28 protein-coding genes are annotated in these 26,530 nt (G+C 58.1%); 12 read left to right on the plus strand and 16 right to left on the minus strand.

Annotation, left to right across the window (positions count from 1 at the left end; translation table 11 throughout):
- Positions 1–2: 2 nt before the first annotated feature.
- The 9 genes from Q0915_RS29695 to Q0915_RS29735 all read right to left on the minus strand — a co-directional run bounded on the left by Q0915_RS29695 (position 3) and on the right by Q0915_RS29735 (position 10,326).
- Positions 3–1,292, minus strand: coding sequence for a hypothetical protein (locus Q0915_RS29695; protein WP_299483956.1), 1,290 nt, complete (start codon positions 1,290–1,292; stop codon positions 3–5).
- A gap of 39 nt (positions 1,293–1,331) precedes the next feature.
- Positions 1,332–2,564, minus strand: a complete 1,233-nt coding sequence (locus Q0915_RS29700) for a carbohydrate ABC transporter permease (RefSeq protein WP_299483957.1) — start codon at positions 2,562–2,564, stop codon at positions 1,332–1,334.
- Positions 2,561–3,865: a sugar ABC transporter permease gene (locus tag Q0915_RS29705; RefSeq protein ID WP_299483958.1), complete on the minus strand. Its 1,305-nt coding sequence runs from the start codon at positions 3,863–3,865 to the stop codon at positions 2,561–2,563. The genes Q0915_RS29700 and Q0915_RS29705 overlap by 4 nt, the downstream gene beginning before the upstream one ends.
- A 199-nt stretch (positions 3,866–4,064) precedes the next feature.
- Positions 4,065–5,414, minus strand: coding sequence for an extracellular solute-binding protein (locus Q0915_RS29710; RefSeq protein WP_299483959.1), 1,350 nt, complete (start codon positions 5,412–5,414; stop codon positions 4,065–4,067).
- Between the two features lies 1 nt (position 5,415).
- The gene (locus tag Q0915_RS29715; RefSeq protein WP_299483960.1) at positions 5,416–6,522 is read right to left on the minus strand and encodes a substrate-binding domain-containing protein; all 1,107 of its coding nucleotides are present in this window, start codon (positions 6,520–6,522) and stop codon (positions 5,416–5,418) included.
- Between the two features lie 409 nt (positions 6,523–6,931).
- On the minus strand, positions 6,932–7,342 hold the full coding sequence (rbsD, locus tag Q0915_RS29720; RefSeq protein WP_299483961.1) for a D-ribose pyranase: 411 nt from the start codon (positions 7,340–7,342) through the stop codon (positions 6,932–6,934).
- Positions 7,343–7,437: 95 nt separating this feature from the next.
- A complete protein-coding gene (locus Q0915_RS29725) occupies positions 7,438–7,809 on the minus strand; it encodes a VOC family protein (RefSeq protein WP_299483962.1) in 372 nt (123 codons plus the stop codon).
- A 20-nt stretch (positions 7,810–7,829) separates the two neighbouring features.
- Positions 7,830–9,011 (minus strand): GAK system CofD-like protein, encoded by a 1,182-nt coding sequence (locus Q0915_RS29730; protein WP_299483963.1) that lies wholly within the window; start codon positions 9,009–9,011, stop codon positions 7,830–7,832.
- Between the two features lie 58 nt (positions 9,012–9,069).
- Positions 9,070–10,326: a glycerate kinase gene (locus Q0915_RS29735; protein ID WP_299483964.1), complete on the minus strand. Its 1,257-nt coding sequence runs from the start codon at positions 10,324–10,326 to the stop codon at positions 9,070–9,072.
- A gap of 202 nt (positions 10,327–10,528) precedes the next feature.
- Between Q0915_RS29735 and Q0915_RS29740 the strand changes: the two genes are divergently transcribed.
- Positions 10,529–10,918: a DUF427 domain-containing protein gene (locus tag Q0915_RS29740; RefSeq protein ID WP_299483965.1), complete on the plus strand. Its 390-nt coding sequence runs from the start codon at positions 10,529–10,531 to the stop codon at positions 10,916–10,918.
- A gap of 29 nt (positions 10,919–10,947) precedes the next feature.
- Here Q0915_RS29740 and Q0915_RS29745 read toward each other — a convergent pair whose 3' ends face one another.
- The 7 genes from Q0915_RS29745 to Q0915_RS29775 are packed head-to-tail and all read right to left on the minus strand — an operon-like array spanning position 10,948 to position 15,558.
- On the minus strand, positions 10,948–11,385 hold the full coding sequence (locus tag Q0915_RS29745) for an SRPBCC domain-containing protein (RefSeq protein WP_299483966.1): 438 nt from the start codon (positions 11,383–11,385) through the stop codon (positions 10,948–10,950).
- Positions 11,378–11,725 (minus strand): metalloregulator ArsR/SmtB family transcription factor, encoded by a 348-nt coding sequence (locus Q0915_RS29750; protein ID WP_299483967.1) that lies wholly within the window; start codon positions 11,723–11,725, stop codon positions 11,378–11,380. The genes Q0915_RS29745 and Q0915_RS29750 overlap by 8 nt, the downstream gene beginning before the upstream one ends.
- 60 nt (positions 11,726–11,785) lie before the next feature.
- Complete coding sequence (locus Q0915_RS29755) at positions 11,786–12,121, minus strand: phosphate acetyltransferase (RefSeq protein WP_299544517.1); 336 nt, start codon at positions 12,119–12,121, stop codon at positions 11,786–11,788.
- A 53-nt stretch (positions 12,122–12,174) separates the two neighbouring features.
- Complete coding sequence (locus Q0915_RS29760) at positions 12,175–12,564, minus strand: MaoC/PaaZ C-terminal domain-containing protein (protein WP_299483969.1); 390 nt, start codon at positions 12,562–12,564, stop codon at positions 12,175–12,177.
- Positions 12,565–12,567: 3 nt separating this feature from the next.
- Positions 12,568–14,109 carry an AMP-binding protein gene (locus tag Q0915_RS29765; protein WP_299483970.1) on the minus strand — a complete coding sequence of 514 codons (1,542 nt, stop codon included), beginning with the start codon at positions 14,107–14,109 and terminating at the stop codon, positions 12,568–12,570.
- 49 nt (positions 14,110–14,158) lie between these two features.
- Positions 14,159–14,935: an enoyl-CoA hydratase/isomerase family protein gene (locus tag Q0915_RS29770; protein ID WP_299483971.1), complete on the minus strand. Its 777-nt coding sequence runs from the start codon at positions 14,933–14,935 to the stop codon at positions 14,159–14,161.
- Positions 14,932–15,558 (minus strand): TetR/AcrR family transcriptional regulator, encoded by a 627-nt coding sequence (locus Q0915_RS29775; protein ID WP_299483972.1) that lies wholly within the window; start codon positions 15,556–15,558, stop codon positions 14,932–14,934. Before Q0915_RS29775 ends, Q0915_RS29770 begins: the two co-directional genes overlap by 4 nt.
- A gap of 357 nt (positions 15,559–15,915) precedes the next feature.
- Between Q0915_RS29775 and hemA the strand changes: the two genes are divergently transcribed.
- The 11 genes from hemA (at position 15,916) to Q0915_RS29830 (ending at position 26,526) form a co-directional block, all read left to right on the plus strand.
- The gene (hemA, locus tag Q0915_RS29780) at positions 15,916–17,133 is read left to right on the plus strand and encodes a 5-aminolevulinate synthase (RefSeq protein ID WP_299483973.1); all 1,218 of its coding nucleotides are present in this window, start codon (positions 15,916–15,918) and stop codon (positions 17,131–17,133) included.
- A 499-nt stretch (positions 17,134–17,632) separates the two neighbouring features.
- Positions 17,633–17,839 carry a hypothetical protein gene (locus Q0915_RS29785; RefSeq protein WP_299483974.1) on the plus strand — a complete coding sequence of 69 codons (207 nt, stop codon included), beginning with the start codon at positions 17,633–17,635 and terminating at the stop codon, positions 17,837–17,839.
- Between the two features lie 176 nt (positions 17,840–18,015).
- Positions 18,016–18,753, plus strand: a complete 738-nt coding sequence (locus tag Q0915_RS29790) for a DUF1194 domain-containing protein (protein WP_299483975.1) — start codon at positions 18,016–18,018, stop codon at positions 18,751–18,753.
- Positions 18,754–18,915: 162 nt separating this feature from the next.
- A complete protein-coding gene (locus Q0915_RS29795) occupies positions 18,916–20,163 on the plus strand; it encodes a cation:proton antiporter (protein ID WP_299483976.1) in 1,248 nt (415 codons plus the stop codon).
- A gap of 76 nt (positions 20,164–20,239) precedes the next feature.
- A complete protein-coding gene (locus tag Q0915_RS29800) occupies positions 20,240–21,850 on the plus strand; it encodes a glutamate synthase-related protein (protein ID WP_299483977.1) in 1,611 nt (536 codons plus the stop codon).
- Between the two features lie 30 nt (positions 21,851–21,880).
- Positions 21,881–23,857, plus strand: a complete 1,977-nt coding sequence (locus Q0915_RS29805) for a thiamine pyrophosphate-dependent enzyme (RefSeq protein WP_299483978.1) — start codon at positions 21,881–21,883, stop codon at positions 23,855–23,857.
- Positions 23,858–24,061: 204 nt separating this feature from the next.
- Positions 24,062–24,283: a hypothetical protein gene (locus Q0915_RS29810; RefSeq protein WP_299483979.1), complete on the plus strand. Its 222-nt coding sequence runs from the start codon at positions 24,062–24,064 to the stop codon at positions 24,281–24,283.
- Positions 24,280–24,453 carry a hypothetical protein gene (locus Q0915_RS29815; protein WP_299483980.1) on the plus strand — a complete coding sequence of 58 codons (174 nt, stop codon included), beginning with the start codon at positions 24,280–24,282 and terminating at the stop codon, positions 24,451–24,453. The genes Q0915_RS29810 and Q0915_RS29815 overlap by 4 nt, the downstream gene beginning before the upstream one ends.
- Positions 24,450–25,517 (plus strand): Rieske 2Fe-2S domain-containing protein, encoded by a 1,068-nt coding sequence (locus Q0915_RS29820; RefSeq protein WP_299483981.1) that lies wholly within the window; start codon positions 24,450–24,452, stop codon positions 25,515–25,517. Before Q0915_RS29815 ends, Q0915_RS29820 begins: the two co-directional genes overlap by 4 nt.
- Positions 25,514–26,275 carry a hypothetical protein gene (locus Q0915_RS29825; protein ID WP_299483982.1) on the plus strand — a complete coding sequence of 254 codons (762 nt, stop codon included), beginning with the start codon at positions 25,514–25,516 and terminating at the stop codon, positions 26,273–26,275. The genes Q0915_RS29820 and Q0915_RS29825 overlap by 4 nt, the downstream gene beginning before the upstream one ends.
- Complete coding sequence (locus Q0915_RS29830; protein WP_299483983.1) at positions 26,272–26,526, plus strand: hypothetical protein; 255 nt, start codon at positions 26,272–26,274, stop codon at positions 26,524–26,526. Before Q0915_RS29825 ends, Q0915_RS29830 begins: the two co-directional genes overlap by 4 nt.
- Positions 26,527–26,530 lie beyond the last annotated feature (4 nt).

The raw sequence follows: 26,530 nt of genomic DNA on the forward strand, positions 1-26,530 counted from the left end.
TGTTAAGCTGCTTGTTCAACGTGTGTTGGAGATGCCCAGGTCAACCAGATGGCTGCCGTCCACGAAAATGTGCCTCCTCCGGCACCTGCCGCTGTTTCCGGGCTGAAATACTCGGCAAAGCCGCTCGCTTCGACGAGGCTTGCCGTGTCATTCCTGAGCCGTTCCGCGCGCGCGCTGTCGCCGACTTCGGCGAAACCCCTGGCGATCATGTAGTTCACCATGGCCCAAACCGGACCGCGCCAGTACCTGAGCGGTTCGTAGCTGGTATGTTCGGGATCGTAGGACGGCATCAGATAGCGAACCTTTTCGGCGATCCTGTCAAAGTGCCCCTGGAGCGATTCCAGCGTTTCCTGGTCGGCAATGCCGGCATAAGGAGCAAGGAAAGACATGCTTGAAATCCCGTCCGTGTGTTTGCCGGATCTCCGGTCCAGCGCAACATGGGCTTTCAAGCCATCATGCCAAAGGGATTTCACACCGGTTTCCATCCGGTTTATCCATCCCTTGATTTCATCCGCTTCCGCGTCCTTGCCCAGTTTCTCGGCCAACGTCAGAAGGTCGCGGGACGCCCGCAGGAAAATAAACGTGACCCCCGGATCGGCGACAAAGAAGGGACAGGTTCTTGCAACTTCGGCCGGGTCCCAACCGACATTCCGGCAGGCGGCCATGATGCTCAGATACCTGTCGTAGTCTTCCTTGTGCGGCCGCATCGCCGGATCGACATGTGAAGTATCCTTACGCTCATAGGGTCCGATGTCCTTCACGACAACGGCACGCAGAGCGTCGTCCCAATCCGGCAGGTTATCCCGGCCAGATTCCCAGGGATGGATGACGGACATGGCACCCTTTGCCTCCGGATCCCGGTAGGCGAGGAACCACCGGTGCCAGTTCATCAGGCTGGGAAAGAGGGCAGCGGCGCGGCCGAGTGCCTTCCCGCTGGTGTCGCTGTCAACAAGATCGCTGATAACCGTGGCGGCAACCGGTGGCTGTGAATGGCCCGAGCTCGGGATGGGACCGCCATCTGTTCCCCAAACTGAAGGACCGGGAAAGTAGCTCGGATCATCCTTTCGAAAGAGAATGTGAGGAACCATCCCGTCCCGCCATTGACCTTCGAAGAGCATTTCGATTTCCCGCCACGCCCGATCCTGATCGAAGGTCGCGAAACCAAGAGCCACGAACACCGAATCCCAGTTCCACTGATAGGGATAAAGCCCCTTGGTCGGTACCGTGTACCCACCCTGATCATTTTCGATCAGGATGGATTTTGCTGTTTGATCTAAGTCTGCGCTTGACACAGATTTCTCCTTGGCCAGTGCGGCCGTTTCAAATTCGATCTAACCCTTCACGCTGCCGGCCGTCAGGCCCTGCACGAGGAAGCGTTCGAACCAGAGGAAAATGACGAGGACGGGCACGGTCGCAATCACCGCGCCCGCCATGAGATGCTGACGAGGCACCTCGGAGGAATTCAGGGACACGACACCGCGCGACAGGGTGAAGATGTCCGGATTGTCGAGGAACATGAAAGCGAACAGGAATTCATTCCATGCGATCATGAACACATAGAGCGAGACGGACGCGAGCGCCGGCAGCGACAAGGGCAGTGTTATCTTCAGGATAACGCCAATCCGCGTGAGGCCGTCCATCAGGCCGGCTTCTTCCAGCTCGGAGGGAATTCCGCGGAAGTACCCCTGCAGCATGTAAAGCGCGACCGGAATCGTCGTGGCTGGATAGACGATCAGAAGCCCGGTGAGCGTGTTGCGCAAACCGAGCTGCGAGAACACGGCATAAAGCGGGATCACCAGCACGATCGCCGGGACCATGTAGATCAACAGGACCGAGCGCGACAGGAAAGCCTGTCCGGGAAAGCGCAACCTTGAAACCGCGTAAGCACCGGGAACGGAAAACAGCAGCGTCAACAACACGGTCGAAACGGACACATAGGCAGAGACGAGCAGATACCGGCCGAAGTTGAACTGGGTAAACAGTTCGACATAGGAACGCAGCAGACCGTCCAGCCCTTGCGAAAAGTCGATGGACAGATCCAGAGGGTTTGCAAGAAGCGTCTGCTGGCTTTTCAGCGACGTCATCACCATCACGTAAAACGGCAGTGCCACGATGATCGTGAAGACGACGAACCCGACGCCCTTGGCGATGCGGATATAGATGACTTCGCGTTCGTAGCGGCTCATCGCGCCCAGGCTCGCGCCTGACAGGCAAACGCTTGTCGCCCAGGTGGCCCCCAGAACGAATACGATCAGCGCCAGGATCTGCCAGACCGGGACGGTGCTCAGCGGCAGCGTAAAGGGCGCCGCGAAAGATCCGACCATCAGGATCACGAACAGTGTGATGGCGGCAATCACCCAGGCCTGCAACCCTCCGCTTGAAACTGCCGATTGCCGCCAGACGAACACCAGCGCGCTCACCAGGCCTGCAATGCCGGCGGCCGTTGCCTGCGGCAGCGCGACTTCGCCGGTTATCAGCGTCAGGGTGACGGCGATGACGACAATTCCTGTTACGCCCCAGATTAGGCCCGTGATGGCGGCAAGAATGATGCTCCCCGGTCTCATAGCCCTTCCTCCTTCGGTGAGAAGCGGATGAACAGGGTCGCAAATGTCACCAGAACCACGAAGACCACGACCGCCACCGCGGCACCGGCTCCAAGGTTGGAGAGCGCAAAGCCCTGTTCATAGACATCGACGGTGAGCGTCCTGGTTCCGGCATTGCCGCCAGTGAGCAGGAAGATGTCGTCGAACTTGTTGAACGTCCAGATGAACCTCAGCAGGAACAGCACGGACAGGATGCCCATCAGCTGCGGCAGCGACAGGTACCAGAACTGCTGCAACGGCGTTGCTCCGTCCATCTCGGCAGCTTCATACATATCCGTGTTGATCGACTGCATGCGCGCCAGAATGAACAGGAAGGACAGGGGGAAATACCGCCACGCCTCGAACGCAATCACCGTCGTCAGCGCCAGGGGGAACTCCATCTGGATGCCGAAAAGCGAGTACTCGATCGCCCGTTGCCCGAAGAAATTGATCGGGTCGCTCACCACACCCATTTTGGTCAGAAGCGCATTCACCGTGCCGGAAAACGGATCGAAAAGCACTACCCAGGTGAACGCCACGGCAATCACCGGGGAGACATAGGGAAACAGGAAAAGCCCCCTGACAAATCCCCTGCCCTTGAAAGCCGTGTTGAGCAGCTGCGCTGCAAAAAGGCCCAGGACCAGCGCACCGCCTGTTCCGAAGATCGTGTAATAGAAGGTTACGCGCAGGACCGACCAGAATTCGTCCGCGCTGAAGATCCTTCGGAAATTCTCGAGCGAGAAATCGAAACTGGTCAGGATATTGTCGGCATCGCCAGATATGACCGGTTTGCTCGCACGCTCGGGACGGTTCGCGGCCAGGAATGCGTCGGTCACAGTCCCTTCGATCTTGAGGCGTTCCCGCCAGCCGGGTTCGACAGTCCCGATTGTACAGGTCATCGCGCTGCCATTGAGCGCGCACACATCGGGCACAGCGGTCACGTTAAAGCCGGCAGGAATGGCGTCCGTGAGCACGACATCGCGGACTTCCGCCTCTTGCGAGGAATTTCGAAGACGATATTCGATCTCCGCACTATCTCCCGCAGCTGCGGGACGGCCGCGCACGCGCTCGTTGACGAGGACAGTGGGCGGTCGCAGATCAGCCAGCTGAACCGGTTTCACACTGATCCAGAAGTTGGCAAGTAGCGGCCCGGCGACAATCATCAAAATGATGGCGAATGTGGGCGCCAGCATGAGATAGGCCAGCCACATCTCGCGGCGCTGCATGGGTCCGACACCTTTTGGCGGCCCCAGGGACTCCGAGTTTTGGTTCTGTGCGCTCATGGTTCCAGCTCTGCTTTTCTGCCCGTTCGCCACCTGAAATTCTGGCGGCGTTAGGACAAACCGTCCCTGACCTCCCGCGCAGCATGCGCGGGAAGAAGCACTTGGTGGAGACCGGGCACCTATAGGTTTTGCGCCCGATCCGGATGTTCATGGTGGGTGATGTTCCGCCGTTTGGCCGGAGGAACCACGTGCAGTTTTGTTATTGAACCTTGGCGAGTTCTTCGTTGAGTTTGGCAACGGTTGCCGCGGCGTCGCGCTCATCGTCGATGAACTCACGGACATAGCGGTTGATCACCTGGCTGTTGATGATCTTCGATGCAAGCGAAAGCTGACCTTCCGTGACGCCCCAGCGGCTGGCGGTATCGAGACCGGCAACGATGGTCTTGATCGTCTCGGGATCATAGAGTTCCGTCAACGGAGCCTTGCGGTCCACACCGACCGGCAGTTGGGCCCAGCCATCCACAAAGGCCGTCGCATTGTCGGCATTGCCGCGGCGGATCGGGAACTTTCCTTCAGGCGCGATCGACAGAGTGGACATGTAGCCGTCATCCATCGAGAACTCGATAAACTGCATCGCAGATTCGGTGTCGGCGTCGTTCGTAATGCCGAAATAACGCACGTCGCCCCAGGCCGCACCGTCCGGATTGGACGGACCGCTCAGTGTCGTCACGACACCGGTTTTGGATGCCAGTTCCTTCGATGTCGGATCGTCGGTAATGGTCGGCGGAGCGCTATCGCGCAGTCCGGCAAGTTCATCCAGGATAAACGGAGACCAGATGATCATTGCAGCCTTGCCGGCAAAATAAAGTTCGCGCGACTGCTTCCAGAAAAGGTCGCCGGGAGGCGAAGCCTTGGCGATTGCCTTGTAGAACTCCAGGGCTTCAATCGTTTTCTTCTCGTCAAGAGCCTTGAAGCCGTCGCCGTCAACCGGGGTCACGCCGTTGGCCAGCAGCACATGCTCGAGCACCTGGCTCATGAAGTTTTCGTCGATTTTCGTTGCTGCGACGAATGCGAACATTTCCGGCGGATTGTGCAGCTTTTCAACCGCGGCCAGAATGTTCTCGTAGCTGTCTGGTGCCGCAAGACCGTTCGCTTCGAAGAGGTCTTTGCGGTAAACGACCATCTGCGTCCAGCCATCAACCGGAACGGAGGCGATACCGCCGTCGACAGCCGCCATTGCGACAGCGCCCGGCGCGAAAGTATCCTTGCCGAGATTATCAACGACTTCGGTCGCCGCTTCCGTATCCAGAATACCGGCTTCTGCCCAGGGCAGCGCATATTGAAGCGTGTGATAGATCACGTCCGGCAGGTCACCGGCCGCAAAAGCCGCGGTTGCCCGCGTTCCGAGATCGGATTCAGAAACCGGAATGACCTCGACTTCGATACCGGTCTTGTCCTTGAAGGCTGCTGCCATTTCTTCCTGTTTGGCAAGACGCTCAGGCTGCTCTTCTGTCGTCCAGAAACGCAGCGTGTCCGCCTGTGCCGTCGTCAGGCCAAGTGCGAGCACGCCCGCAATGGTCGAGGCCAGGAATTTACTCCTCCCAAACATTTCATTCTCCCTTACTGCCAGAAGGTGGCTGTTGGTTCAGCCGGTCACGGAGCACATTTGCCAGCGCATCCGATGTCATGGACGGAGCGCCATCGGAGGCGCGCCGGATAAGTCTTGCTTTTGCAAGAGCCTGCAGCGTTTGCGGCTCTTTGCCGTCAAGAAGGTCGATCAGCATGCGGGCAACGCGCCCGCCGGCTTCCTGAGCGCTCTGCGAATACGTCGTCAGCGGCGGATCAAGATATTCGCCCACCGGCAAGCCATCGTAGCCGATCACGGTAACGTCCGATCCGGCTTTCAAGCCGAGTTTACGGCAGAACTGGACGACGCCGATTGCCAGCGCATCCGTGGCGCAGAGCATTGCGGTTGGCGGAGCAGCTTGCGACAGCAGCGCCTCCGCGCCCGCGAGACCGCCCTCTTCGCTGATAGTCTGGATTGTCTCAAGATCCGGGTCATGGCGCACGCCAAGCGCCTCGAGACCTTGACGGTAACCTTCCCGGCGCTGACGGGCAAAGTTCAGGTCGAGCGATCCGCCGACAAAGCCGATCCGCTCGTGACCAAGGCTGTAAAGATGGCGGACACCGTCGGCAAATGTCGCCTCGTTGTCGATGTCGAACCAGGCATAACCGGAGGGATCCCCAGTCCGCCCGTGGGCGACAAACGGGAAATTCAGCTCGTTCAGATACGCGATCCGCGGATCGTCGACTTCTGTTCGTGTAACAATGAAACCGTCCACCTTGCGCCGGGCGATCAGACGCTTAAGCGTTTGAATCACGTGGTCGCGCGAGTGTGCGGTTGTCACAAGGAGATCAAGTCCGAGCTCATCCAGTGCGCGCGCGATGCCGTCGATGAATTCGGCCAGAAACGGATCGGCTCCGTTTCCGTGTCCGACTGGAATGATGATACCGAGCGTGTCCTGCCGTCCCCGTTTCAGGTTCCGCGCTGTCGCGGATGGTTGATATCCAAGGTCCTGAACGGCTTTGAGGATACGTTTACGGGTACTGTCGGAAATGTCGGTATAATTGTTGAGGACGCGCGAAACCGTTCCCTTGGCTACGCCGACATGGCGGGCCACGTCGTCAATGGTGACGGAACCACGGAGTCGCGACATCTTTCCTCCCGAAGGGCGCTTCACCCCTTGATTTCTCGGCGACCGGGATACACCTGGCGCCGATTTATTAGGCAAAAGTGTTCCAAAACCGGTTTCGGAAGTCAACAAAATCGGTTTCGGAAACGCAAAAAGAATTTTCTGCACTGCGGGAACATGCTGGTGTTAAAGCAAAACACTGCTCTCAATGGTTTCGGTAAATCAAGAACACGTCGCGAGCCAAACCTGCAATAACATACGATTAGAAGCTCGACCGGGATCCATAGTCAGCCCGGTTTGGCAGCGCGAAGACCCGCATCCGGTATCTGCATTCGAGCAGAAAGGTACCGAACTCAATGATTACGGGGGCACCGCTCTTCGCCATGCTTCAGCCAGGACCACCTTCCATCGTCAAGATGGGTACCTAATAGGCTCAGAACGGCACCGAGGACACGAGGATGATGTTTGCGTAAGGGGTCACTTCACCCGTACGTATGATCGCACGTGCGCGCTGCGAGCGGTGTTTGAAGTCATCGTGAGACACACGGACTGGCTCGATCGGCTTGCCGGTTTCCGCTGCCCAGTGTGCCAGCTTGACTTCGATGCGCGTGACCAACTCGGGAGCAGCTTCCTCAGCGAACACGGCCTGTTCGACAACAAGTTCCCAGGTCAGGGCTTCGAAGACATCGAAAAATCCGGGTATACCCGGCGACACGGCAAGATCGATAACACCGACGCCCGGAGGCACCGGGAGACCGGCATCTGCGATCACAATTTCATCCAGATGACCGAGGGAAGCCACCAGCTTGCTGAGATGACGGTTCAGGAGCGGCGTGCGTTTCATGAAGCTTCCTCGATGTTCAGGCACGTAACTCACGATATTCGAACACGGACATGTGCAGATTGTCTTAAGCCCGCATTGCCACCGGTGACAACATGCTAGTCCTCTGGCAGATCGCCTTCGGGCGGTTGCCACAGCTCGACGGCATTGCCTTCTGGATCCAGAAAGCGGAAGAAGCGGCCGTATTCCTCGTCGTCGTAGCCGAGTTCCGTCACTCCGTCGCCGCGCAAGCTCGCCATAAGAGCGTCGATATCGGTGACCCGGAAGTTGATCATGAAGCGATTGTCGGCGGGTCCAAAATAAGATGTGTCCGCCTTGAAGGCAGCCACGACGGACGGGCCCGCGTTCTGATGCAGCCACGTGCCCAGATTGATGTCGAAGTGCTTCTTGTAGAACGCGGCCTGCCGCTCCGGGTCAGTGCTTTTGAAAAAGACGCCGCCGATACCATCGACTTTCGCTGAATCATTCATCTACCGCCCTCCGACTGTCTTCACACCAACGAGACCAACGCTTCACAAAGCGCCACCGGGTCGTAATACGGCGAAGACGTCTTGCTCACCAAATCGAGTTTCAGCACCGTAATCCCACGCGCGCTGATTTCAGCAGTCTGCGCGTCCGGTACGCTCTTGTCGACAATGACGAAATTGAGCAGCTCCTCGGTCCGACAGCCACTACCGGCATCGCGATGCAGATAGGTCAGCAAGGTGTGGACTTTGTCCGCGAGAGACATGTCGCCGGTTTCAGGATCGTTACCTAGACTTGGCACATAGACTTTGGGAACCGTGCGTTCCGCGATCGCCTGTCCGACCCCCTCCGGCAGCAGGTTGGCCATCAGGCTCGTATAGAAACTGCCGGGCGCATAGCAGATCAGATCGGCGGAATGCATCAGCGTCCGGTTGCGTTCCGGGAATACAGATTGTGCCGGGTCCTTGCGGTTCAGACCGTGATTGAGGAAAAAATCCTTGATCGGCGACGTCAGTGCCGGGTGCTCTTTGCCGGTCAGCAAATGCTGACCGATGATCTCGTCACCATTGGCAAGTTCGGCACCCAGATGCAGGTTGTCATCGGTCACCGCACGAACCGTGCCCTGCACACCGACCAGCTTGGACACCAGGAAGATAATCGGCTCAATCTGCTGGTTCTGGTTGATGTAACCACCCGCAAGAATGAGGTTGCCGATGCTTGCGCCGCGCAGGTCGAACGTCTTCGGGCAGGCAGACCGGAACATGCCGAGCTGGTTCTGGATGAGTGTGCGCATGGGTTGCTCGATGGCACCGACCAGCAGATGCGTGCCGGCGATCATCGCGCCGAGTTCATTGTGCAAATCCTCCAGCATCGCAGACTTTGCAAAACGGTGCGTGAAAAGCCGGAAGACATCCGGATGCCCGAGCACCGTCTCGTCGGCAAGCGCCATGAGACGGCTTCTCAGATCTCCGATTGCCGGCATGTCGAATGCGACACGAAGCCCTTGCGAGCTGCCGCCGGAATCAAATGGCGTCACGAGGTGAATGGAGTTGTGCGTATATCGCTTCAGAATTTGCGACACGCCATTCAGCGCCGATCCTCCGCTGAAAAAGAGGAGGCGCGGGCCGAGCTTCGGATTGGACAGAAACCGTTCGATCCTGAACGGGTCCGGCATGCGCACCGCACGCGTGATGGTGACTTCGGACATTCCAACCCCTGTTCAAATCGCCTTTCGGCAAATCCGAATTCGCTGCCGGATCAGGTCGCTATTCAATCCATATGGCACGGAAATCATTCACATTTGTCAATGTCGGTCCTGTGACGACCTGATCGCCGATCTTTTCAAAGAAACTGTGCGCATCGTTTTCGCTCAGCGCTGCCGACGCCGAAACGCCCTGCTCTTCGGCCTTGAAGAGCGTATCGGGTCCAATGACGGCACCGGCAACCTCTGCGGCTCCGTCGACACCGTCGGTATCGCATGCAAGCGCGTGGATGCCCTGCGCCCGCTCAAGCGCAAGCGCCAATGCGAGTGCATATTCCGCATTCGGTCCACCAACCCCGTTGCCGTTGCGCGTCACGGTCAATTCGCCGCCCGAAAGCAACAGGAGCGGTTGGCCTTCCGCGCCGCGCGTTCTCTGGCGCTCAAGGGCGAGACGCGCATGCGCTTGTGCGACCTCTCGGGCCTCCCCCTCCAGGGCATCCCCCAGAATTTCAACGTCGCATCCGAGACCTTCGGCCTGTTCTCGCGCTGCTTCAAGCGATTGGGAAGGGGCAGCAAAGATCGTGTTGGTCACACGCGAGAGCTTCAAATCGTCGGGCGGGAGGACCCCGGTGGGCCCCGCCAGAACGGCTTTGACCGTATCCGGCACCTCAAGGCCCCACTTGCCCAGGATCGCCGCGGCGTCATCATTAGAGCTTCGGTCGCCGACCGTTGGCCCGGACCCGATCTCGGCCGGACCATCCCCCGGAACGTCGGATAGCAGCAATGCCAGCGTGCGGGCCGGATAGGCAGCTGCGGCGAGCTGTCCGCCTTTCACCTCACTAAGGTGCTTTCGCACCGTGTTCATCTGACCGATGGGAGCGCCCGAACTCAAAAGCTTCTGATTAACCAGCTGCTTTTCCGAAAGCGAAATGTCGCCTGCCGGCGATGTAAGCAACGCCGAAGCGCCTCCGGAGATGAGCGCCAGGACAAAGTCATCTTCGCCAAGACCCTCAAGAAGCGACAGCAGGCGGCGTGTGGCATTGAGACCTGCCTCGTCGGGTACGGGATGGGCTGCTTCAACAATCTCGATCCCCTGACAGGGACGCCCGTAGCCGTAGCGCGTGATGACCAGCCCCTCACAGGGTCCCCAGACGGCTTCGACAGCTTCGGCCATGCGCGCTGAGGCCTTGCCCGCTCCAATCACGACGACCCGGCCGTCCGGCATTTCCGGCAGAAAAGCAGAGAGGCTTTTCATCGGATCGGCAACTTCCACCGCCCGCTGAAACAGGTCTCGCAGGGCCTCGGCAGGCTGATTGCTCATGGGGGAACACCTTTCATCTCGAACAGGTCGGCAGTTTGAGCGCTGTTTTGAGACATTTTTCAAGGCGCGATTTAGCCAGATTCGTCTTCATACTATCTAAAAGCCAGTTTCATGTGCATTTTCGCACCGTGGAATTTCCCGTTTTACAATTGCCAAACTGCCTCCGCGACCTCACGTAAATGGAGAAAGAAAGGACAAACCAATGCCAGACACCTCAATGCCCGCACTTAATGAGGCGATTAGAAATCCGGACAATCCGGCTCATATGATGGTGATCAAGAACGTGCCGCGCCGCATACGTGTTTATGCCGGCGATGTCTTGCTGGCGGACAGCACCTCCGCGCAGAGGGTCATTGAGTTCGGCAAGTCGGTGTATGATCCCGTGGTCTACATTCCTGAGGCAGACCTTGTTGCAATTTTCGAGACCGTAGAAAGGTCGACACACTGCCCGATCAAGGGTGACGCCAGTTACATCGCGCTGGAGGGCACCGAAATCGGCTGGGTGTATCGCGACCCGATTTCCATAACCGATCAATTGAAGGAATGTTACGCATTCTGGCCGGCGAAAACCCGTCTGGTGGAAGGCGAGTAGGTCTGCCAGATCGCTCTACAAAACCCGTTCTAAACGGCCTGTCCGTTCTCTGTGACAGGTCCTAGGCATTCCAATATATGAGTCCAACCTCCCTTATGATTGTCGCGGCTTTCCTCAGACGGAAACTTAACATGCGTGAGCGTAAGCTGCGTGCCACCGTCAACTTCCTCAAAATCAAGAGTAACGATGCTGTCCGGCTCTGAGAACGGGCTTTCCCAGGTGAATGCAAGACGCGAGTGGCGGGAGATTTCCTTATACGTTCCTGCATGGGGTATTTGCTGATCCCCTGCCTGCATGACGATTTCGAAGCGGCCCCCGACAGTTGGATCAGCGGTCGCTTTTGGAACGGTCATGCCTGGTCCCGGTGTCATGAACTTTGAGAGCGTTTCAGGATCAAGCCAGGCTTCGAAGACACGTTCCGCCGGTGCAGCAAAAACACGCGAAACAACAACACTCAGATCATTCATCATCCGGCTCCGTTTCAAGTAACTCGTCCAGCGCGTCGAGGCGTTGCGCCCAGATGGATCTGAGGTCCTGGAACCAGCGATCGATCTCTCGGACCGGCCCCATGTCCGGTTCGATCAGGTGCTCGCGCCATTCGGTTCGTCTGCGCACAAGGCCGGCTGCTTCCAGAACCTTGATATGCTTCGACACGGCGTTGAGGCTGACGTCGAAGTGCCTTGCGAGATCTGTGACCCTTGTCGGACCATGCTGGACAAGGAGTGTCAGCAGTTCCCGACGGCGCGGATCGCTCATCGCCTTCAAAATGGCGGTGAGTTTCTGGTCATCAGGCACTCGTTCAACCATTTAGTTGAATTACTCCAGTTCAAAACATTAGTCAACCAATTAGTTGAACGAATGAACCGATCAAGACCCCGGTGGCTGCATCGTGAGCTGCTCCACGTCCTCGACATAGACAAGCGCCCTGCCTTGGCAGATGCGGATTCCACTGGCGGTTTCGCAGATGGTTTCAAGGTCGACCAGGTGCTTGTCGGGCCTCAAACGCGTTACGGTGACGGATGCCGTCAGTTCTTCTTCCACAGGGGCCGGAGCCAGAAAATCGAGGCTTTGCTTGAGATAGTTCGTACCAGGGCCGGGAAGCCTGACCCCGAGCAAATACGAAAAGAGACCTCCGACAAGCGGCCCCGGCACGCTTGCAGGCACAGCGGCATGATCAGCAGACAAGGCGGCGAAGGCACGCATGTCCTCGCTGGTAAAGGTTCTCCGGAGTAGAGCTTGCTGCCCAAGACTGAAAATCATGCCGCACCTTTGAATGTGCATGCCCCTGAAAGGGTGACCACACCATCGGCGCTTCGGCGTATTTCGATCTCGACCTGATCGGGCATGTCGGGATTCTCCAAAAAGGAAATCGTCAATTCTTCGTCTGCATAGGACGGATTGGGAAACATCAGCGTTTGCAGTTCGTGGTCGCGCTCCGGGTAAAGTGCCTGCAAATGTCCGTAAACCCGCGTGTAGAGAAGCATTCCATGCGACACGGTTCTTCCGAACCGGGTACGGGCGGAAAAATCCGGATCGACATGTATCGGATTGTCATCGCCCGAAAGCCTGGCGAATGCATCGAAGTCAGCCTGTCTCGGCGTCCAGGTAAAGGTGGTACAAGACGGCTTTTCGGCGGAATGGCTCATGGCTTACGCATCCTCCGCAACCGGTTGCGACGAAAAACTGTCTTTGAGAATGTTCTTGCGCACTTTGCCTGCAGCGGTTCGGGGCAGATCCTCTACCACTTCGAAGCGTTTGGGGATCTTGTAGGGCGCCAGATGCCGCCTGCACCAGGCGGGCAGGTCTGCCGTATCAAGCTTCGCACCTGGCCTCAGGATCAGGTAACCGGCACCGACCTCGCCCCATTTTTCGTCGGGCACACCGATAACCACGGCTTCCAGAATGGCCGGATGGCTGACCAGAACCTTTTCGACCTCGGCTGGATAGACATTTTCACCACCGGAAATGTACATGTCCTTGATCCGGTCAACGATGAAGTAGTAGCCGTCCTCGTCCCGCCGCGCGACATCGCCGGACTTCAGCCACCCATCCTCTGTGAAAGCAGCTCCCGTTGCATCCGGGTTGTCCATGTAGCCGGGCGTGATGTTCGGCCCCCTGAACTGGACCTCCCCTTCGCCGGGGCCTTCGACCACTTCGCCGTCCGCATCGACAAGCCTTACATCGGTCAGAATTTGTGCCTTGCCCACCGAGCCGATCTTCCGGTCCGCATGGTCCCTGTCCATCAGAAATACCGTCGGTCCCGTTTCGGTCATGCCCATACCGTTGCAGATGGTCACGCCGCGTTTTCGGAAGTCGGTTAGGAGGTGCTTTGGAACAGGTGCGCCGCCGCATCCCAGCGAACGAACCCTGGAAAAGTCCGCTTTGCGGATCTTGGAAGAAAGCGCCATTGCCTGGTAAATCGCCGGCACGCCGAAAAATGCGGTGACATCGCCTGCGTCAATCAAATCAAGCACATGATCTGGATCGAAACTGCGCAAAACGGTGGACGCTCCACCATTTAGGAAAATCGGCAATGTCGGCAGATTAATACCGGCCGTGTGAAAGAGGGGCAGGAAATTGACGCCCTTTTCTCCGACACTCAGCCCGGTCGCCTGGCAATAGTTCGTCATGTTGGCATAGGCCATCCCGGCAGTCTGAATGACGGCCTTTGGCAACCCGGTGGTTCCTGACGTAAACAAGAGATACCACGGTGCATTTGCCTTGATGCGGCCGCAGCCGATGGCCGCCGGACTTGATTGCGCAAGCAGCGGACCAAGCGCGCTGTCTCCGTTCGGTGCAGCGCCGATGGGTAACACCTCGACATCGCATTCCCGCGCAAGCTCAGCCGCGGTTTCCGCACTCTCTTCGTCGGCAAAAAGCAATTGCGCGGCCGACGCTGCAAGTATGGGCTTCAATTCGGCAACAGGCTGACGCCAGTTGAGCGGAATGAGCAAGATCCCGGTCTTTTGCGCGGCAAACAAAAGCACGAAAAAGTCGGGATGATTGCGGCAAAGAACCCCAACACGGTCGCCTTTCTTGAGCCCGCGGCCAAGAAGCAGGTTTCCAAGGCGGCTTGCCCGGCTGTTCACCTCACAGAACGTATAGGCCAATCCGCTTTCGTGGTCAGTGAAGGCCAGTCTCTCGGGCGTTAGTTCCGCCCGCTTTGCCGCCATGTCGGTCAAAAACTCCATGTGTCCTCCCAACACCTGGTGTTCAAATTGGGTTCCCGTTTCAGGCGCTCTAGCTGGTAAAAGCCTTCAGGCCGGCAATGGTTTCGGGCCGGGCAACGAGTTCGAGAAACTGTTCTTTTTCGTTTCCAAGACGCTTGCGCACCGCTTCAAGACGCAGTTCATCCCAAACGTTCCGCCGGGTTGCCAGATGGCTTTGCAGGTGCTGAGAACCGAGGACCGCAATCCAATCTCCAACGTCAGCCTCAAGCCGGGCCGGTTTGCAAACCCGCGACACCAGTCCAAGAGCCAGGGCTTCGTCAGCAAAAACCCTTTCGTTCAGATACTGGACCTGAAGCGATCTGGCCGCTCCAATGCGATCGCTCAAGAGCGCGGTCCAGCCGCCATCGGGTCCGAAGCCTACTTCCGAGTAGTAGGGTTGGATGAAGGCGTCTTCGGACATGGCAACCATATCGGCCGCAAAAATCAGTCCGGCGGATCCACCGGTGACCGGCCCGTTGACGGCTGCCAAAACAGGCGCTGGGAACGTCAGAAGATCAAGGATCGCTTCGTGGAGGAGACCGACGAGACGATCCGAATAGGCCAGAAGCTCCTGGTGACGACAACCGTGTTCCAGAAATCCCAGCAAGTCTCCGCCCGTTGAAAAGCTGGTGCCCTTGGCGCAGATAACGAGAGCTACAGGCTTTGCTTGCGCTGCCGCCAAGATTGCGGCCCTCAGGTCAAGAAGCAGATCGGGAACCAGCGCATTATGGCGATGAGGACGGTTCATCCGAACCCAGACAGCACCGTCCCGCTCTTCCGTTTCGACAAATCCAGGTGCCGGTTTCACGGCTTGATACCATTTGCGATCAGGTCGTAGGCGCTTTCGACAAGCTCGGATATTGGCGTTTTGGTCTCAAAGACGACCAACTGCTCGCCAAGCGCGCGCGCAATTCCCATCAGGGCCCATGCGCGGGTGTCCGGGTCGCCTGCCGATATCTGTCCGGAGGCGGCCGCATCAACGAGACCCGGGCGGTAGCCGTCGGCAAACGCCTCATAGTATTCGCGGTAAGCCCGCGGATCGACAAAGAGCGCCTCCTGAACGATCCGGTAAAGGTCAGGGTGCGCCTGCACGAACTCCAGAAACGCTCTCAGGCCTTCCTTTTCGGCCGAAAGCCTGTCCTCTATGTCCTGTGTCGCCTCGGAAATCGTGTGACGAACCAGGCGCCCCATTTCCAGAACAAGCTCGGAAAAAACCTCTTCCTTGGTCTTGAAATAGATGTAAAACGTGCCTTGGGCGACACCGGCCTCGCTGGTTATGTGGCCGATGGAGGCATCATTGTAACCCCGGGCGCCGATTACACGTTCCGCGGCTGAAAGAATCGCCTTTCTCGTCGCCTCGCCCCTGGCGGTTTTCGGCTGATTGAAAGGCGTCTTGAGCGGCACATCCAAGGTGCTGGCCGGTCTGTTCACGTCGACACTCCAAAAACTATGAAACATGAATCAGTATTCATGTTTGTCGATTGAAAGCAATAGACTTATATAAGCGGTTGAAAATCAAAGAGATTGTGACCCAATTTGGAAGAACCGGGTTTTTAGAGAAGCAATCTTGCAGGTTGCGACAGCTCTATGACTTTTGGACGCATCACGTGTGTTTGACCTTGATCAAGGCGAGTTGTCTATTTATGCAGTTTTGAATAACTTAAAGGTACCTGATAATTACCTTCAGAAGGTTGGGACCTGAAGCACACCGCCGCGGCGCGATAAGTCGGCGGGAGATTGACGAGAGGCGCTGGTCGGAAGAAACCAGCGATAAAGAGGACCGGTATCATGGACGTGAACGCGTATCTTGAAGAGCGCTTGGGCAAACTTCATGACAATGGCAACTACCGTGTCTTCGCTGATCTTGAGCGTCAATCAGGAAATTTCCCCCGGGCAACGCGCTATCGCGAAGACGGCTCACAGCAGGACGTCACCGTCTGGTGCTCCAACGACTATCTTGGCATGGGCCAGCACGAAAAGGTCGTTGGCGCGATGCAGGACGTTATCGCCAAATGCGGCGCGGGCGCCGGTGGAACACGTAATATTTCCGGTACCAACCACTATCACGTCCTCCTGGAACGCGAATTGGCCGATCTGCATGCCAAGGAAGCGGCTCTGATCTTCACATCCGGTTATGTCTCCAACTGGGCCGCACTGGGCACGCTGGCGTCCCAGGTGCCGGGCATGATCGTTTACTCTGACAGCCTCAATCATGCGTCCATGATCGAGGGCATCCGTCACGCCCGCTGCGAGAAGCGGATCTTCAAGCACAATGATTATAAGGATCTCGAGCGGCAGATGGCCGCCGACGATCCGGACGCACCGAAAATGGTCGCCTTCGAGAGCGTTTACTCCATGGACGGAGACATCGCCCCGATCAAGGAGATCTGCGACGTCGCGGACAAGTTCGGCGCTCTGACATATCTCGATGAAGTGCACGCCGTTGGCATGTATGGCGCACGCGGTGGCGGTGTTGCCGAACGCGAAGGCCTGATGGACCGGCTGACAATCATCGAAGGCACGCTTGGCAAGGCGTTCGGTGTCATGGGCGGTTACATCACCGGCAGCAAGACAGTCGTGGATTTCATCCGGTCCTTTGCGTCCGGCTTTATCTTCACCACGGCACTGCCCCCGGCACTTGCTGCAGGCGCAACCGAGTCCATCAAGCACCTGAAGAAAAGCCCTTTCGAGCGCAAGGCACATAAGGACCGGGTCGCTCAGGTTCGCGCAGCGCTGGACAAGCGCGGCATTCCGCACATGGAAAACCCGAGCCATATCGTACCGGTCATGGTCGGCGACGCGAAGAAGTGCAAGTGGATCTCCGACATCCTGCTTGAAACCTATGGCATCTACGTTCAGCCGATCAATTACCCGACGGTGCCGGTCGGCACGGAACGCCTGCGTTTCACGCCGACACCTCTTCATACGGCGGCCGACATCGAGCATCTTGCTGATTCAATCAACGATCTCTGGTCGCAATGCGCGCTTGCCCGCGCCGTGGCCTGATCCGTTCCTTCTCCTCCCGGAAGGTAGACCCTCCACCCGCCCTTAACGGGCGGGTTTTTTTGTGCCTGTTTTTAAGTTCGCATCGCGTCCGCCATATCAACCTCGTGCAAACAGGCGACACCACCCGTCCCGGCATTTTTGCATCGGCTTAATTCCTGTTTGCAGCACGCAAAGGCGATAAGCTGGCTGGCCATGCTTGTCACAAGAATTCGGGTCACCACATCCAAAAGACTAGAGCGCTATTGAATGACACGCAGCCGATTGATGGAACCAATTCAGCTCGTATCCAAGGCGCGGAGCACAGCGCGATATGGTTTATCGTGCAAACTCCGCAACGCAGGAGATGGGTTGAATTGGTCCACCGAAGGCCCGATTTTCGGGTCCGCTGGACTTCGTTGCGCTCTGCTCGTGGTCACCCGAACCACCGCGCAGAGCGCGTCTCGCCAGCAAACACGAAAATCGGGACAAGAGGCTCCGTATCATTCAAAAGGGCTCTGATATGCGCACCAATCTAATTAAGCTTGAATCGATTGCCGGTGGCCAGGTTTGGGTCAACCCTGCATTCATTGCTTCCATTGAGGACTATCAGAAATACGCCACGATAAGGATGGCCGCACCGGAGCACGAAGGCAGCGGTGTTGCTTACAGCGTCAACGAAAAAGCGCACGCGATCGTCGCAGCGATTGAAGCTGCGGAACATGACTAAGGTTGCGTCGATCTAGACTTGATCTGCATCTTCATTGCGCGAATTCCTTGATTGAAAATCCAAACAGTTCATGATGGCGAACAACTGTCGCTCTTACTTGTTTTGTCGCGCGACACTGCCTTTTCCCGTGACTGCCCTAACTTTCAATGAAGTGTCAGTCGAGCGGAGCAAAATTGATGAGAATTGCCTTTGTAGCTGTATTCACCTGGTTCCTGTTGCTGGCATCCCCCTCTCTCGCCGAAGAACTCGACCTTGAACTCGTCCTCCTCGCCGACGCGACCGGATCGATCGACGATGCTGAAATCCGGTTTCAGCGGGCCGGGTATGCCGAGGCGATCACGGATCCGTCAGTCCTGAGCGCGATTGCAAGCAACGCCTACGGCAAGATCGTCGTGACCTATGTCGAGTGGGCGGACATGTTTTCCCAGGACGTGGTGGTCGACTGGACGGTGATCGACGGCAAGGCCTCTGCCGAGGAGTTTGCCGGCAAACTGATGGAAACGCCACGACTGGCCTACGGACGTAATGCCATCGGCGCCGCGCTTTTGAAAGGCAAGGAACTCATCGATAAAAATGCTTACACCGGCCTGCGCCGCGTGATTGATCTGTCGGCGGACAGCGCCAACAACTGGAACGGCCCTCCGATCCGCGAGGCGCGCGACACCGTGGTTTCCGCCGGTATTGTCATCAACGGCCTTGCAGTCTTATGCAGACACTGTTCCGGTCGTCCGGTCTCCTATGATCTGGAGCAAAGATTTTACGACGAGATCATCGGCGGCCCGGCGGCTTTCGTTGTCACTGCGGACAGCGCCGAAACCTTCGCAGAAGCCGTACGCAAAAAGCTTATTCTGGAGATCGCAGCACAGCCGGAAGACGCGGAAAAGATTCTGACACGGCTCGCCCAGGCCGAGTAACGGGATCCGACAAGGTTTATCCAACGATAAAACCGGCACTGATCACAATTTTAACCTCGGGTCACTTCACGATTGCCACACAGGACTGTCATCTGCTTATGATTTGAATCAGGGAGCTGCCGCCTGCACTTATTCGCCGTGGGCTTCGGGAGAGAGAACGTAATGGCCACCGGTCTTTTGATGCTGGCGATGTTTACGGTCTGCTACACGTTGCTGGCGAAGACGCTGTCAAATGGCATTCTGACCGCTCCAATCCTGTTTATAGGCTTCGGCTACCTGATGTCGCAGACCGGGCTGATGCCTTTTGCCGAAGCAGAGCACCTTCTGCATATCGTTGCCGAGCTTGCGCTGATCATCCTCTTGTTTCTGGACGCCGCGCAGATCAACCTGAAGGCCCTGCGCGAGCGGCACCAGTGGCCGCTCAGGATGTTGCTTATCGGCTTGCCGCTCGCCGTCCTGATCGGCACCGCCGCCGCAGCGCCTTTCCTGACGACATACCCGCTCATTGTCGCAGCGCTGGTCGCGGCACTGCTCGCACCGACCGATGCCGCGCTCGGCCAGGCCGTCGTGACCAACAAAGCCGTCCCCGAACGTGTTCGTCGCGCGCTCACGCTGGAGAGCGGCCTTAACGATGGCCTTGCGCTTCCGGTCATCCTGCTCTTCGCCAGTTTAACCGCTGAAATGATGCACCAGGATACCACCAATTGGGTCCTGTTCGGCGCCAAACAGCTGATCTTCGGACCGCTGGTCGGCGGCATCATGGGATTTGTCGGCGGTTACCTTTTCCTCGCCGCCAAGCGCCGCAAGATGACATCGGTTACGATCGAGGGCATCGGTGCCATCGCAATGGCAGGAGCTGCCTATCTCGCCGCCGGCATGGTGGATGGCAATGGCTTTATCTCCGCGTTCGTTGCCGGTCTGTGTTTTGGCAACGTTATCAAGGGCCAGTGCGCGTTCATCTACGAGTTCACTGAAAACGAGGGACAAATGCTCGCATGGGGCGCCTTCTTTCTCATCGGGCTGGCGCTTTTGCCTGAGGCGATTGCGCATCTCGACGCCGGCATGCTGACGATCATCCTCGTCAGCTTGTTCATCGTGAGGCCCCTTGCCGTCTGGCTGTCGCTTGCGGGAACAGATGCAGCGCCGCTCACGAAACTCTTTTTCGGCTGGTTCGGGCCACGCGGGCTCGCCACCGCATTGTTTGCACTTCTGGTCGTCGATCAAATCGATCACGAGATCGGCGCATATCTGTTGAACCTTGCCGTCAACGCCGTCTGGATCAGCGCCGTCCTGCACGGTGTCACCGCAGTGCCTTTAGCGAAGTGGTATGGTGCCCGTATGTCCGACAATGAAGGAGCCGCCGAAATGGCCGCCGTCCCGCCCATGCGGCCGGACAGCCCGGCCGAGTGACAGTCAGCCCGTCACGCCATCAGGAATTCAGCCAAGATTTTGCATAAAGATGCGAAATCACTAGCCGGGGGAAGAAATGAAAAAACACGTTGTAGCCACCTTGAGCGCCCTGCCGGACCGCGATCCGCAATATGCGCTTGTCGCCGATGTCGACTTGGTGGTCGTCCGGTTCGATGACGACATCTCGGTCTTTTACGGCAGATGCCTGCACCGCGGCGCTTTGATGTCCGACGGCTACGTAGATGGCGACAATCTGATCTGCGGCGTTCATTATTGGGACTACCGCGTCGACAGCGGCGTTTCGGAATATAACAATTCCGAGGCCCTGCCCAAGTTCACCAGCTGGGTTGAAGGGGACGAGGTCTGCGTCGACGAGGACGAGATTGCCGCCTGGGGGAAGGAAAACCCCCAGCCGTTTCAGCGCGAGCAGTATCTGGGTCTTTACGCCGACACAAGCCACGGCACCGAGGAAGAGCCCTATAACGGACTGATCCAGCAATATGCGCGCGATGGCCTCACCAAGACAGGTCACCACGGCCGGGTCGATGCGATGGGCGTGCCGCGCACGCAGTTGCCCGACTGGGACGACATCCAGATCCTGACCGCACAATTGCAGCGCTTTCCGCTTCTCGATGACGATCCCGTCGGCACCGACGTCGTCATCGGACCCAACGCGCAAAAGCCCCTCCGCCTCAAGATCCCGCTTTTTGTCTCCGACATGAGTTTCGGTGCCTTGTCCGAACCCGCAAAAGTGTCCCTCGCCCGTGGTGCGGAATTAGCGGGCACTGGCATCTGTTCCGGGGAAGGCGGTATGCTTCCGGAAGAGCAGGAAGCCAATTCCCGCTATTTCTATGAGCTCGCTTCGGCCCGCTTCGGCTTCGACTGGGCAAAGCTCGACCGGGTTCAGGCGTTCCATTTCAAGGGCGGTCAGGGTGCCAAAACGGGCACCGGAGGACACCTGCCCGGCGCCAAGGTGAAAGGCAAGATCGCCGAAGTGAGGGGCCTCGAGGAAGGCACCGACGCCATTTCACCACCGCGTTTTCCGGACTGGACGGATTGCGCACAGGTCAAGGAATTCGCTGATGAGGTGCGTACGCGGACCGGCGGCATTCCGATAGGCTACAAGCTGTCGGCGCAGCATATCGAGAAGGATATCGACGCAGCGCTTGAGGTCGGCGTCGACTACATCATCCTTGACGGGCGCGGCGGTGGCACCGGCGCTGCACCGATCATTTTCCGCGACAACATCTCCGTCCCGACGATCCCGGCCCTCGCCCGCGCGCGGCGTCATCTGGACAAATCCGGCAGGCCCGACGTCAGCCTGGTGATCACAGGGGGCCTGCGCAAACCCGCCGACTTCGTGAAAGCTATGGCACTCGGTGCAGATGCCATCGCCGTTTCCAATGCGGCCATGCAGGCCATTGGCTGCATCGCCATGCGCGCCTGTCACACCAACAACTGTCCCGTCGGCATTGCCACGCAGAAACCGCATCTCGTCAGCCGCCTTCAGATCGAAAAATCCGCGCGGCAGCTGACCAATTTCTTTGAGGCCTCCGTCGAGCTGATGCAGGTGATGGCGCGGGCCTGCGGATACGCGCACCTGAACGAATTCAACCCGGACGATCTGACAACCTGGAAGCGGGAAATGTCCGACCTGTCCGGCATCGCCTATGGCGGTGTCGCCTAATCCGGTCAGGATATTTTGAGGGAGACCATGATGAACACTCAATCGCTTGACTGGATCAGGATCGGTCATACCGACGATTTGCCGGAAGGCCGCGTCAAGACCGTAACCGCCCGCACGACATCCATCTGCCTGTCTCACTTCGATGGGCAGTGGGCCGCCATGGAAAATCACTGCCCGCATCAGCGTGGTCCGCTTGGCGAGGGTTCCATCGAGAAGGGAACGGACGGAAAGTGCTGGATACGCTGTCCGTGGCACGGTTGGGATTTCGATCCGCTTACCGGCAAGCCCCCGGGCGGACACGAAGACAGCGGTCAGCAGGTCTACCCGCTCAAGATTGAGAACAATGAGATCTTCGTCGGGCTCGAAGCCGAACCGGAGCACGAGCGCACCGCAACCGACGTCATGGCCGAGACCATGGTCAACTGGGGCGTAAAGCGCGTCTTCGGCATGGTCGGCCACTCCAATCTCGGCCTTGCCGATGCAATCCGGCTGCAGGTCAACAAAGGTAATCTGGGCTTCGTCGGCATCCGCCATGAAGGTGCCGCGGCGTTTGCGGCCTCCGCCTACGGCAAGCTGACGGGCAAGCCCGCCGGTTGTCTGACCATTGCCGGCCCGGGTGCGACCAATCTTCTGACCGGCCTTTGGGACGCCAAGGTCGATCGCGCACCAGTCCTGGCCCTCACCGGTCAGGTTCAGACCCAGGTGTTTGGCCCGGGTGCGTTTCAGGACATTGATCTGAAATCGGCCTTTGATGCGGTGTCCAGATTCTCCCAGCCCGTCCTGAGCACCTCCAACCATGCCGAACTCATGTCGCTCGCACTCAAGACAGCCATTGTCGAACGGGATGTCGCCAATCTGATTTTCCCGGACGATGTCCAGACGATCCCGAGCGAAAAACCGGCTGGCCGTCCGGAAGGGCGCCTCGGCGGAACGGAGATCTCGCCCTCGCCGGACGATCTCGCCAAGGCGGCCGAGATGATCAACGGCGCGAAACGCCCAACGATCGTGCTCGGCTACGGCGCCAAGGATGTACGCGACAAGGTCATCGCGCTGGCCGAAAAGATCGGCGCGCCGGTGATGACCACCTTCAAGGGCAAGGGACTGATCCCGGACACGCACCCGCTTGCAGCAGGCGTGCTCGGCCGGTCCGGGACGCCCATCGCCAGTTGGTTCATGAACGAGGCGGACCTCATCATTTCGCTCGGTTCTTCCTTTGCCAACCACACCGGGATCGCGCCCTACAAGCCGATCATCCAGGTGGATTTCGAGCGCATGCAGCTCGGCAAGTTCCATCCGGTGACGCTTCCGGTCTGGGGTGAAATCGGCACATTCTGCAATGCTGTATCAGGCTCCGTCTCGCAAGCCGACGATGCTGCAGACCAAAGGGCAGAACTTGTCGAACGATGGGCCATCTGGCGCGAGGAAAAGGAAACGCGGCTGTCGGAAAATCACGGCGGCGGCATTCATTCCGCGGCGGTGTTCAAGGCACTGACGGAACTTTGCCCGGACGATGCCATCATCCCCGTCGATGTCGGCAACAACACCTACTCATTCGGCCGCTATTTCGAACCGCGTGGTCAGAGGATCCTGATGTCCGGCTATCTCGGCTCCATCGGATTCAGTCTGCCGGCCGCGCTCGGAGCCTGGTGCGCAACACAGGACTTCGAGGAATACAGGGGTCGCAAAGTCATCTCGATTTCTGGCGACGGCGGCTTCGGTCAATACGCGATGGAATTCACCACCGCCGTCAAATACGGCATGAACATCACGCATATTCTTCTCAACAACTCCGAACTTGGAAAGATCTCCAAGGAACAGCGGTCCGGAGAATGGCCGGTCTGGGAGACCAATCTCACCAACCCGTCCTTCGCCGCCTTCGCCCGTCTTTGCGGCGGCCATGGCCACCGTGTCACGGAGGCATCCGAACTTTCCGATGCCATCGCCAATGCGATCGCCCATGACGGACCCTCGCTTGTGGAAATAGTAACCGACGCGGATCTGGTGTGATTGGGCTTCGCTCAAACCGCGGCCTCATCCTGAGGAGGACCGGAAGGTCCGTCTCGAAGGATCGGACAAAAGGTCTGTATCAGTTGGCCCATCCTTCGAGACAGCGCTTTGCGCTTCCTCAGGATGAGGCTAATTTTAACTCCCAGGTGCGAAAACAACCGCTCCAGCCGGGACGACAAGTCGACAGAATGTGGGGAATTAAGATTGCAAAGTGCAGCATTACTTCTTGAGCTTGGCCGCTGGTACCTGATGGCCGGCGGCGTCGTGGCGGCCGCATTTCTTGTCTTTGGCATCGATCGGGTGGAACCGTCCGCGCGCGGTTCCTACGCGTTTCGGCCCCTTCTGATACCGGGCATCTGCCTGATCTGGCCGCTGGTGCTGTATCGCTGGTTCACCCTGGAAAAACATGGAGAAGACGCTCGGTGAAACGCGCTCATCGCACAGCTCACGCCCGGATCTGGACGATCCTCGGTATCTTGCTGCCTCTGGCATTCTTCACGGTCTTGACCCTTCGGCAGACACCTCCGGCGGACCGACCCGCCATTCTCGTTGAAGCGCCAGCAGGCGATCCAAACGGCGCGGAGGCATCTCAATGAGTGTGCAATACACACCGGTCATCTGGAACCGGAACAAGATCTTCTACGACGCCGTGCTGCTGATTGCGGTCGCGCTTTACCTCTATATCTACATCCGTGTCGCACCCGGCTACGAGGATGTCACCAAGCCGATTGACGGTGCAATCCTGCGCATGAGGGCGTTCGGCAGCTGTGCCTTTCTGATGCTGACGGTGATCTTGTGCATCGGACCGCTCGCACGCCTCGACCGGCGGTTCCTGCCACTCCTCTACAATCGCCGGCATTTCGGCGTGATGACGGCGGGCATCGCAGCTGTCCACGCCAACTATGTCCTGACCTGGTACTACAATTTCTCACCGACCGACAAATATGTCGCTCTTCTGTCTTCAAACACCAACTATGGGCAGGTCCTCGGATTTCCCTTTGAAACCTTGGGGATCGCGGCGCTTCTGATCCTGTTTGTACTCGCTGCGACCAGCCACGACTTCTGGCTTAGCTTTCTGGGCGCGCCGATCTGGAAAGCGCTGCATATGTTCATTTATGCTGCCTACGCATGCGTTGTCCTGCATGTAGCGCTCGGCGCGCTTCAGGGCGCGGGAGATCCGATCTTTACCAGCGTCGTTGCGGCGAGCGTTGTCCTTGTATCGGGACTTCACTTTGCCACCGGCCGCATGGAAGCCCGGCGGGACCGGGGCGAAGAGACGGCCAAGGCATCGCTTCAGGAGAAAGGCTGGCTGGTCGCAGGAGAGTTGGATGAGATCGACGATGACTGCGCCAAGGTCGTAACTTTGTCGGACGACGAACGGGTTGCCATTTTCAAGTACGACGGCAAGCTGTCGGCGATCACCAATGCCTGTGCGCACCAGAACGGCCCGCTCGGAGAAGGCAAGGTGCTCTGGGGCTGCATTACCTGCCCCTGGCACGGTTATCAGTACAATCTCAGCGACGGCCGCGCACCGGCACCGTTCACCGAAAAGATCTCGACCTACAAACTGAAATTGATCGGATCGACAATCCTGCTTGATCCGAATGCGCTGCCACCCGGCACCCATGTGGACCCAGTCGAAATCGGAGAAGCGGCATGAGCTGGAGACAGACGAAAGACGCCCCCTTCTACGTCGGCTACCTGAATGCGGTGCCGAAGCAGCTGGTCATGTTCCTCGTTGTCTTCTCTGTCTGTTTTGCAGGCGGCCTTGGAATCGCGGCACTCGCGCTTTCGTCAACGCAGAACGATCCGGGCAACGGTGGTTTCCAATGGGGCAACCGGTTTGAGAATGTCGGTGTCCTCGAACTGCGTCCCTATCCCGTTCTTCGGGTGCCGGCGGACGGCGAAACCCCTGCGCGAACCTATATGCTTGCCGGCCAGGGAAAACGCGGAGCATTCAGTCAGGCGGAAAAAAACCAGGACGGTCCCGTAACCTTGCGCGGCGTTCCAGTCAATCGCGGGGATCTCACCATGATCCAGGTCGGGCGGGTTGAGGCCGTCGAAGGAAATGCTCCCGACTTTACACCCGCAGGACCTGTGCCGCTCGGCCGCTGGAAACTGACCGGAGAAATCTGTGACGGCAAGTGTTACGCCGGGGCCATGCGCCCGGGCCGCGGCCTTGCCCACAAGGCCTGCGCAGATCTCTGCCTGACAGGTGGCATACCGCCGGTCTTCGTCTCGTCTGGCCCGGTTGAAAACCGCAATTTCTTTTTGATGGCCGATCAGGACGGGAACCTGATCGGTGACGAAATCAAACCATTGCTGGCGCTTTACGTTGAACTGGAGGGCGACGTCGAACGCCTCGATGATCTGATGGTCTTCAAGGTAGACCTTGCAAAGGCGAGGATCCTGAAATGAGCGAAGACAAATCATCAGAGCCTGGTGCGATAACCATCGTCATCTCGCTGATCCTGACGACAGCCCTTACGGCTGTTGCCTATTACGCCTGGACATACGCCAATATTGGTGCGCGCCAATGGGATGTAACCAAGAACAGCCTGACAACGGACCTCCGCTTTTTCGTCGGGCTGCTGGCGGTCTTTGTTGTCCTGACATTCCTCGACAAGATCATCGAGTTCGTGAAATCGAAGATTGGCGACGGGCACTGAAGCA

It is taken from the genome of uncultured Roseibium sp. (assembly GCF_947494555.1).
Lineage (GTDB): Bacteria > Pseudomonadota > Alphaproteobacteria > Rhizobiales > Stappiaceae > Roseibium.

Excerpts from the sequence above, each read along its gene's own strand:
- Q0915_RS29790 (WP_299483975.1), top strand. The coding sequence starts at position 18,016 with ATGAGAATTGCCTTTGTAGCTGTATTCACCTGGTTCCTGTTGCTGGCA.
- hemA (WP_299483973.1), top strand. The coding sequence starts at position 15,916 with ATGGACGTGAACGCGTATCTTGAAGAGCGCTTGGGCAAACTTCATGAC.
- Q0915_RS29700 (WP_299483957.1), bottom strand. The coding sequence starts at position 2,564 with ATGAGACCGGGGAGCATCATTCTTGCCGCCATCACGGGCCTAATCTGG.
- Q0915_RS29755 (WP_299544517.1), bottom strand. The coding sequence starts at position 12,121 with ATGCGTGCCTTCGCCGCCTTGTCTGCTGATCATGCCGCTGTGCCTGCA.
- Q0915_RS29740 (WP_299483965.1), top strand. The coding sequence starts at position 10,529 with ATGCCAGACACCTCAATGCCCGCACTTAATGAGGCGATTAGAAATCCG.
- Q0915_RS29830 (WP_299483983.1), top strand. The coding sequence starts at position 26,272 with ATGAGCGAAGACAAATCATCAGAGCCTGGTGCGATAACCATCGTCATC.
- Q0915_RS29765 (WP_299483970.1), bottom strand. The coding sequence starts at position 14,109 with ATGGAGTTTTTGACCGACATGGCGGCAAAGCGGGCGGAACTAACGCCC.
- Q0915_RS29785 (WP_299483974.1), top strand. The coding sequence starts at position 17,633 with ATGCGCACCAATCTAATTAAGCTTGAATCGATTGCCGGTGGCCAGGTT.
- Q0915_RS29705 (WP_299483958.1), bottom strand. The coding sequence starts at position 3,865 with ATGAGCGCACAGAACCAAAACTCGGAGTCCCTGGGGCCGCCAAAAGGT.
- Q0915_RS29800 (WP_299483977.1), top strand. The coding sequence starts at position 20,240 with ATGAAAAAACACGTTGTAGCCACCTTGAGCGCCCTGCCGGACCGCGAT.
- Q0915_RS29820 (WP_299483981.1), top strand. The coding sequence starts at position 24,450 with ATGAGTGTGCAATACACACCGGTCATCTGGAACCGGAACAAGATCTTC.
- Q0915_RS29735 (WP_299483964.1), bottom strand. The coding sequence starts at position 10,326 with ATGAGCAATCAGCCTGCCGAGGCCCTGCGAGACCTGTTTCAGCGGGCG.
- Q0915_RS29750 (WP_299483967.1), bottom strand. The coding sequence starts at position 11,725 with ATGGTTGAACGAGTGCCTGATGACCAGAAACTCACCGCCATTTTGAAG.
- Q0915_RS29710 (WP_299483959.1), bottom strand. The coding sequence starts at position 5,414 with ATGTTTGGGAGGAGTAAATTCCTGGCCTCGACCATTGCGGGCGTGCTC.
- Q0915_RS29825 (WP_299483982.1), top strand. The coding sequence starts at position 25,514 with ATGAGCTGGAGACAGACGAAAGACGCCCCCTTCTACGTCGGCTACCTG.
- Q0915_RS29805 (WP_299483978.1), top strand. The coding sequence starts at position 21,881 with ATGAACACTCAATCGCTTGACTGGATCAGGATCGGTCATACCGACGAT.
- Q0915_RS29795 (WP_299483976.1), top strand. The coding sequence starts at position 18,916 with ATGGCCACCGGTCTTTTGATGCTGGCGATGTTTACGGTCTGCTACACG.
- Q0915_RS29725 (WP_299483962.1), bottom strand. The coding sequence starts at position 7,809 with ATGAATGATTCAGCGAAAGTCGATGGTATCGGCGGCGTCTTTTTCAAA.
- Q0915_RS29760 (WP_299483969.1), bottom strand. The coding sequence starts at position 12,564 with ATGAGCCATTCCGCCGAAAAGCCGTCTTGTACCACCTTTACCTGGACG.
- Q0915_RS29745 (WP_299483966.1), bottom strand. The coding sequence starts at position 11,385 with ATGAATGATCTGAGTGTTGTTGTTTCGCGTGTTTTTGCTGCACCGGCG.
- rbsD (WP_299483961.1), bottom strand. The coding sequence starts at position 7,342 with ATGAAACGCACGCCGCTCCTGAACCGTCATCTCAGCAAGCTGGTGGCT.
- Q0915_RS29715 (WP_299483960.1), bottom strand. The coding sequence starts at position 6,522 with ATGTCGCGACTCCGTGGTTCCGTCACCATTGACGACGTGGCCCGCCAT.
- Q0915_RS29730 (WP_299483963.1), bottom strand. The coding sequence starts at position 9,011 with ATGTCCGAAGTCACCATCACGCGTGCGGTGCGCATGCCGGACCCGTTC.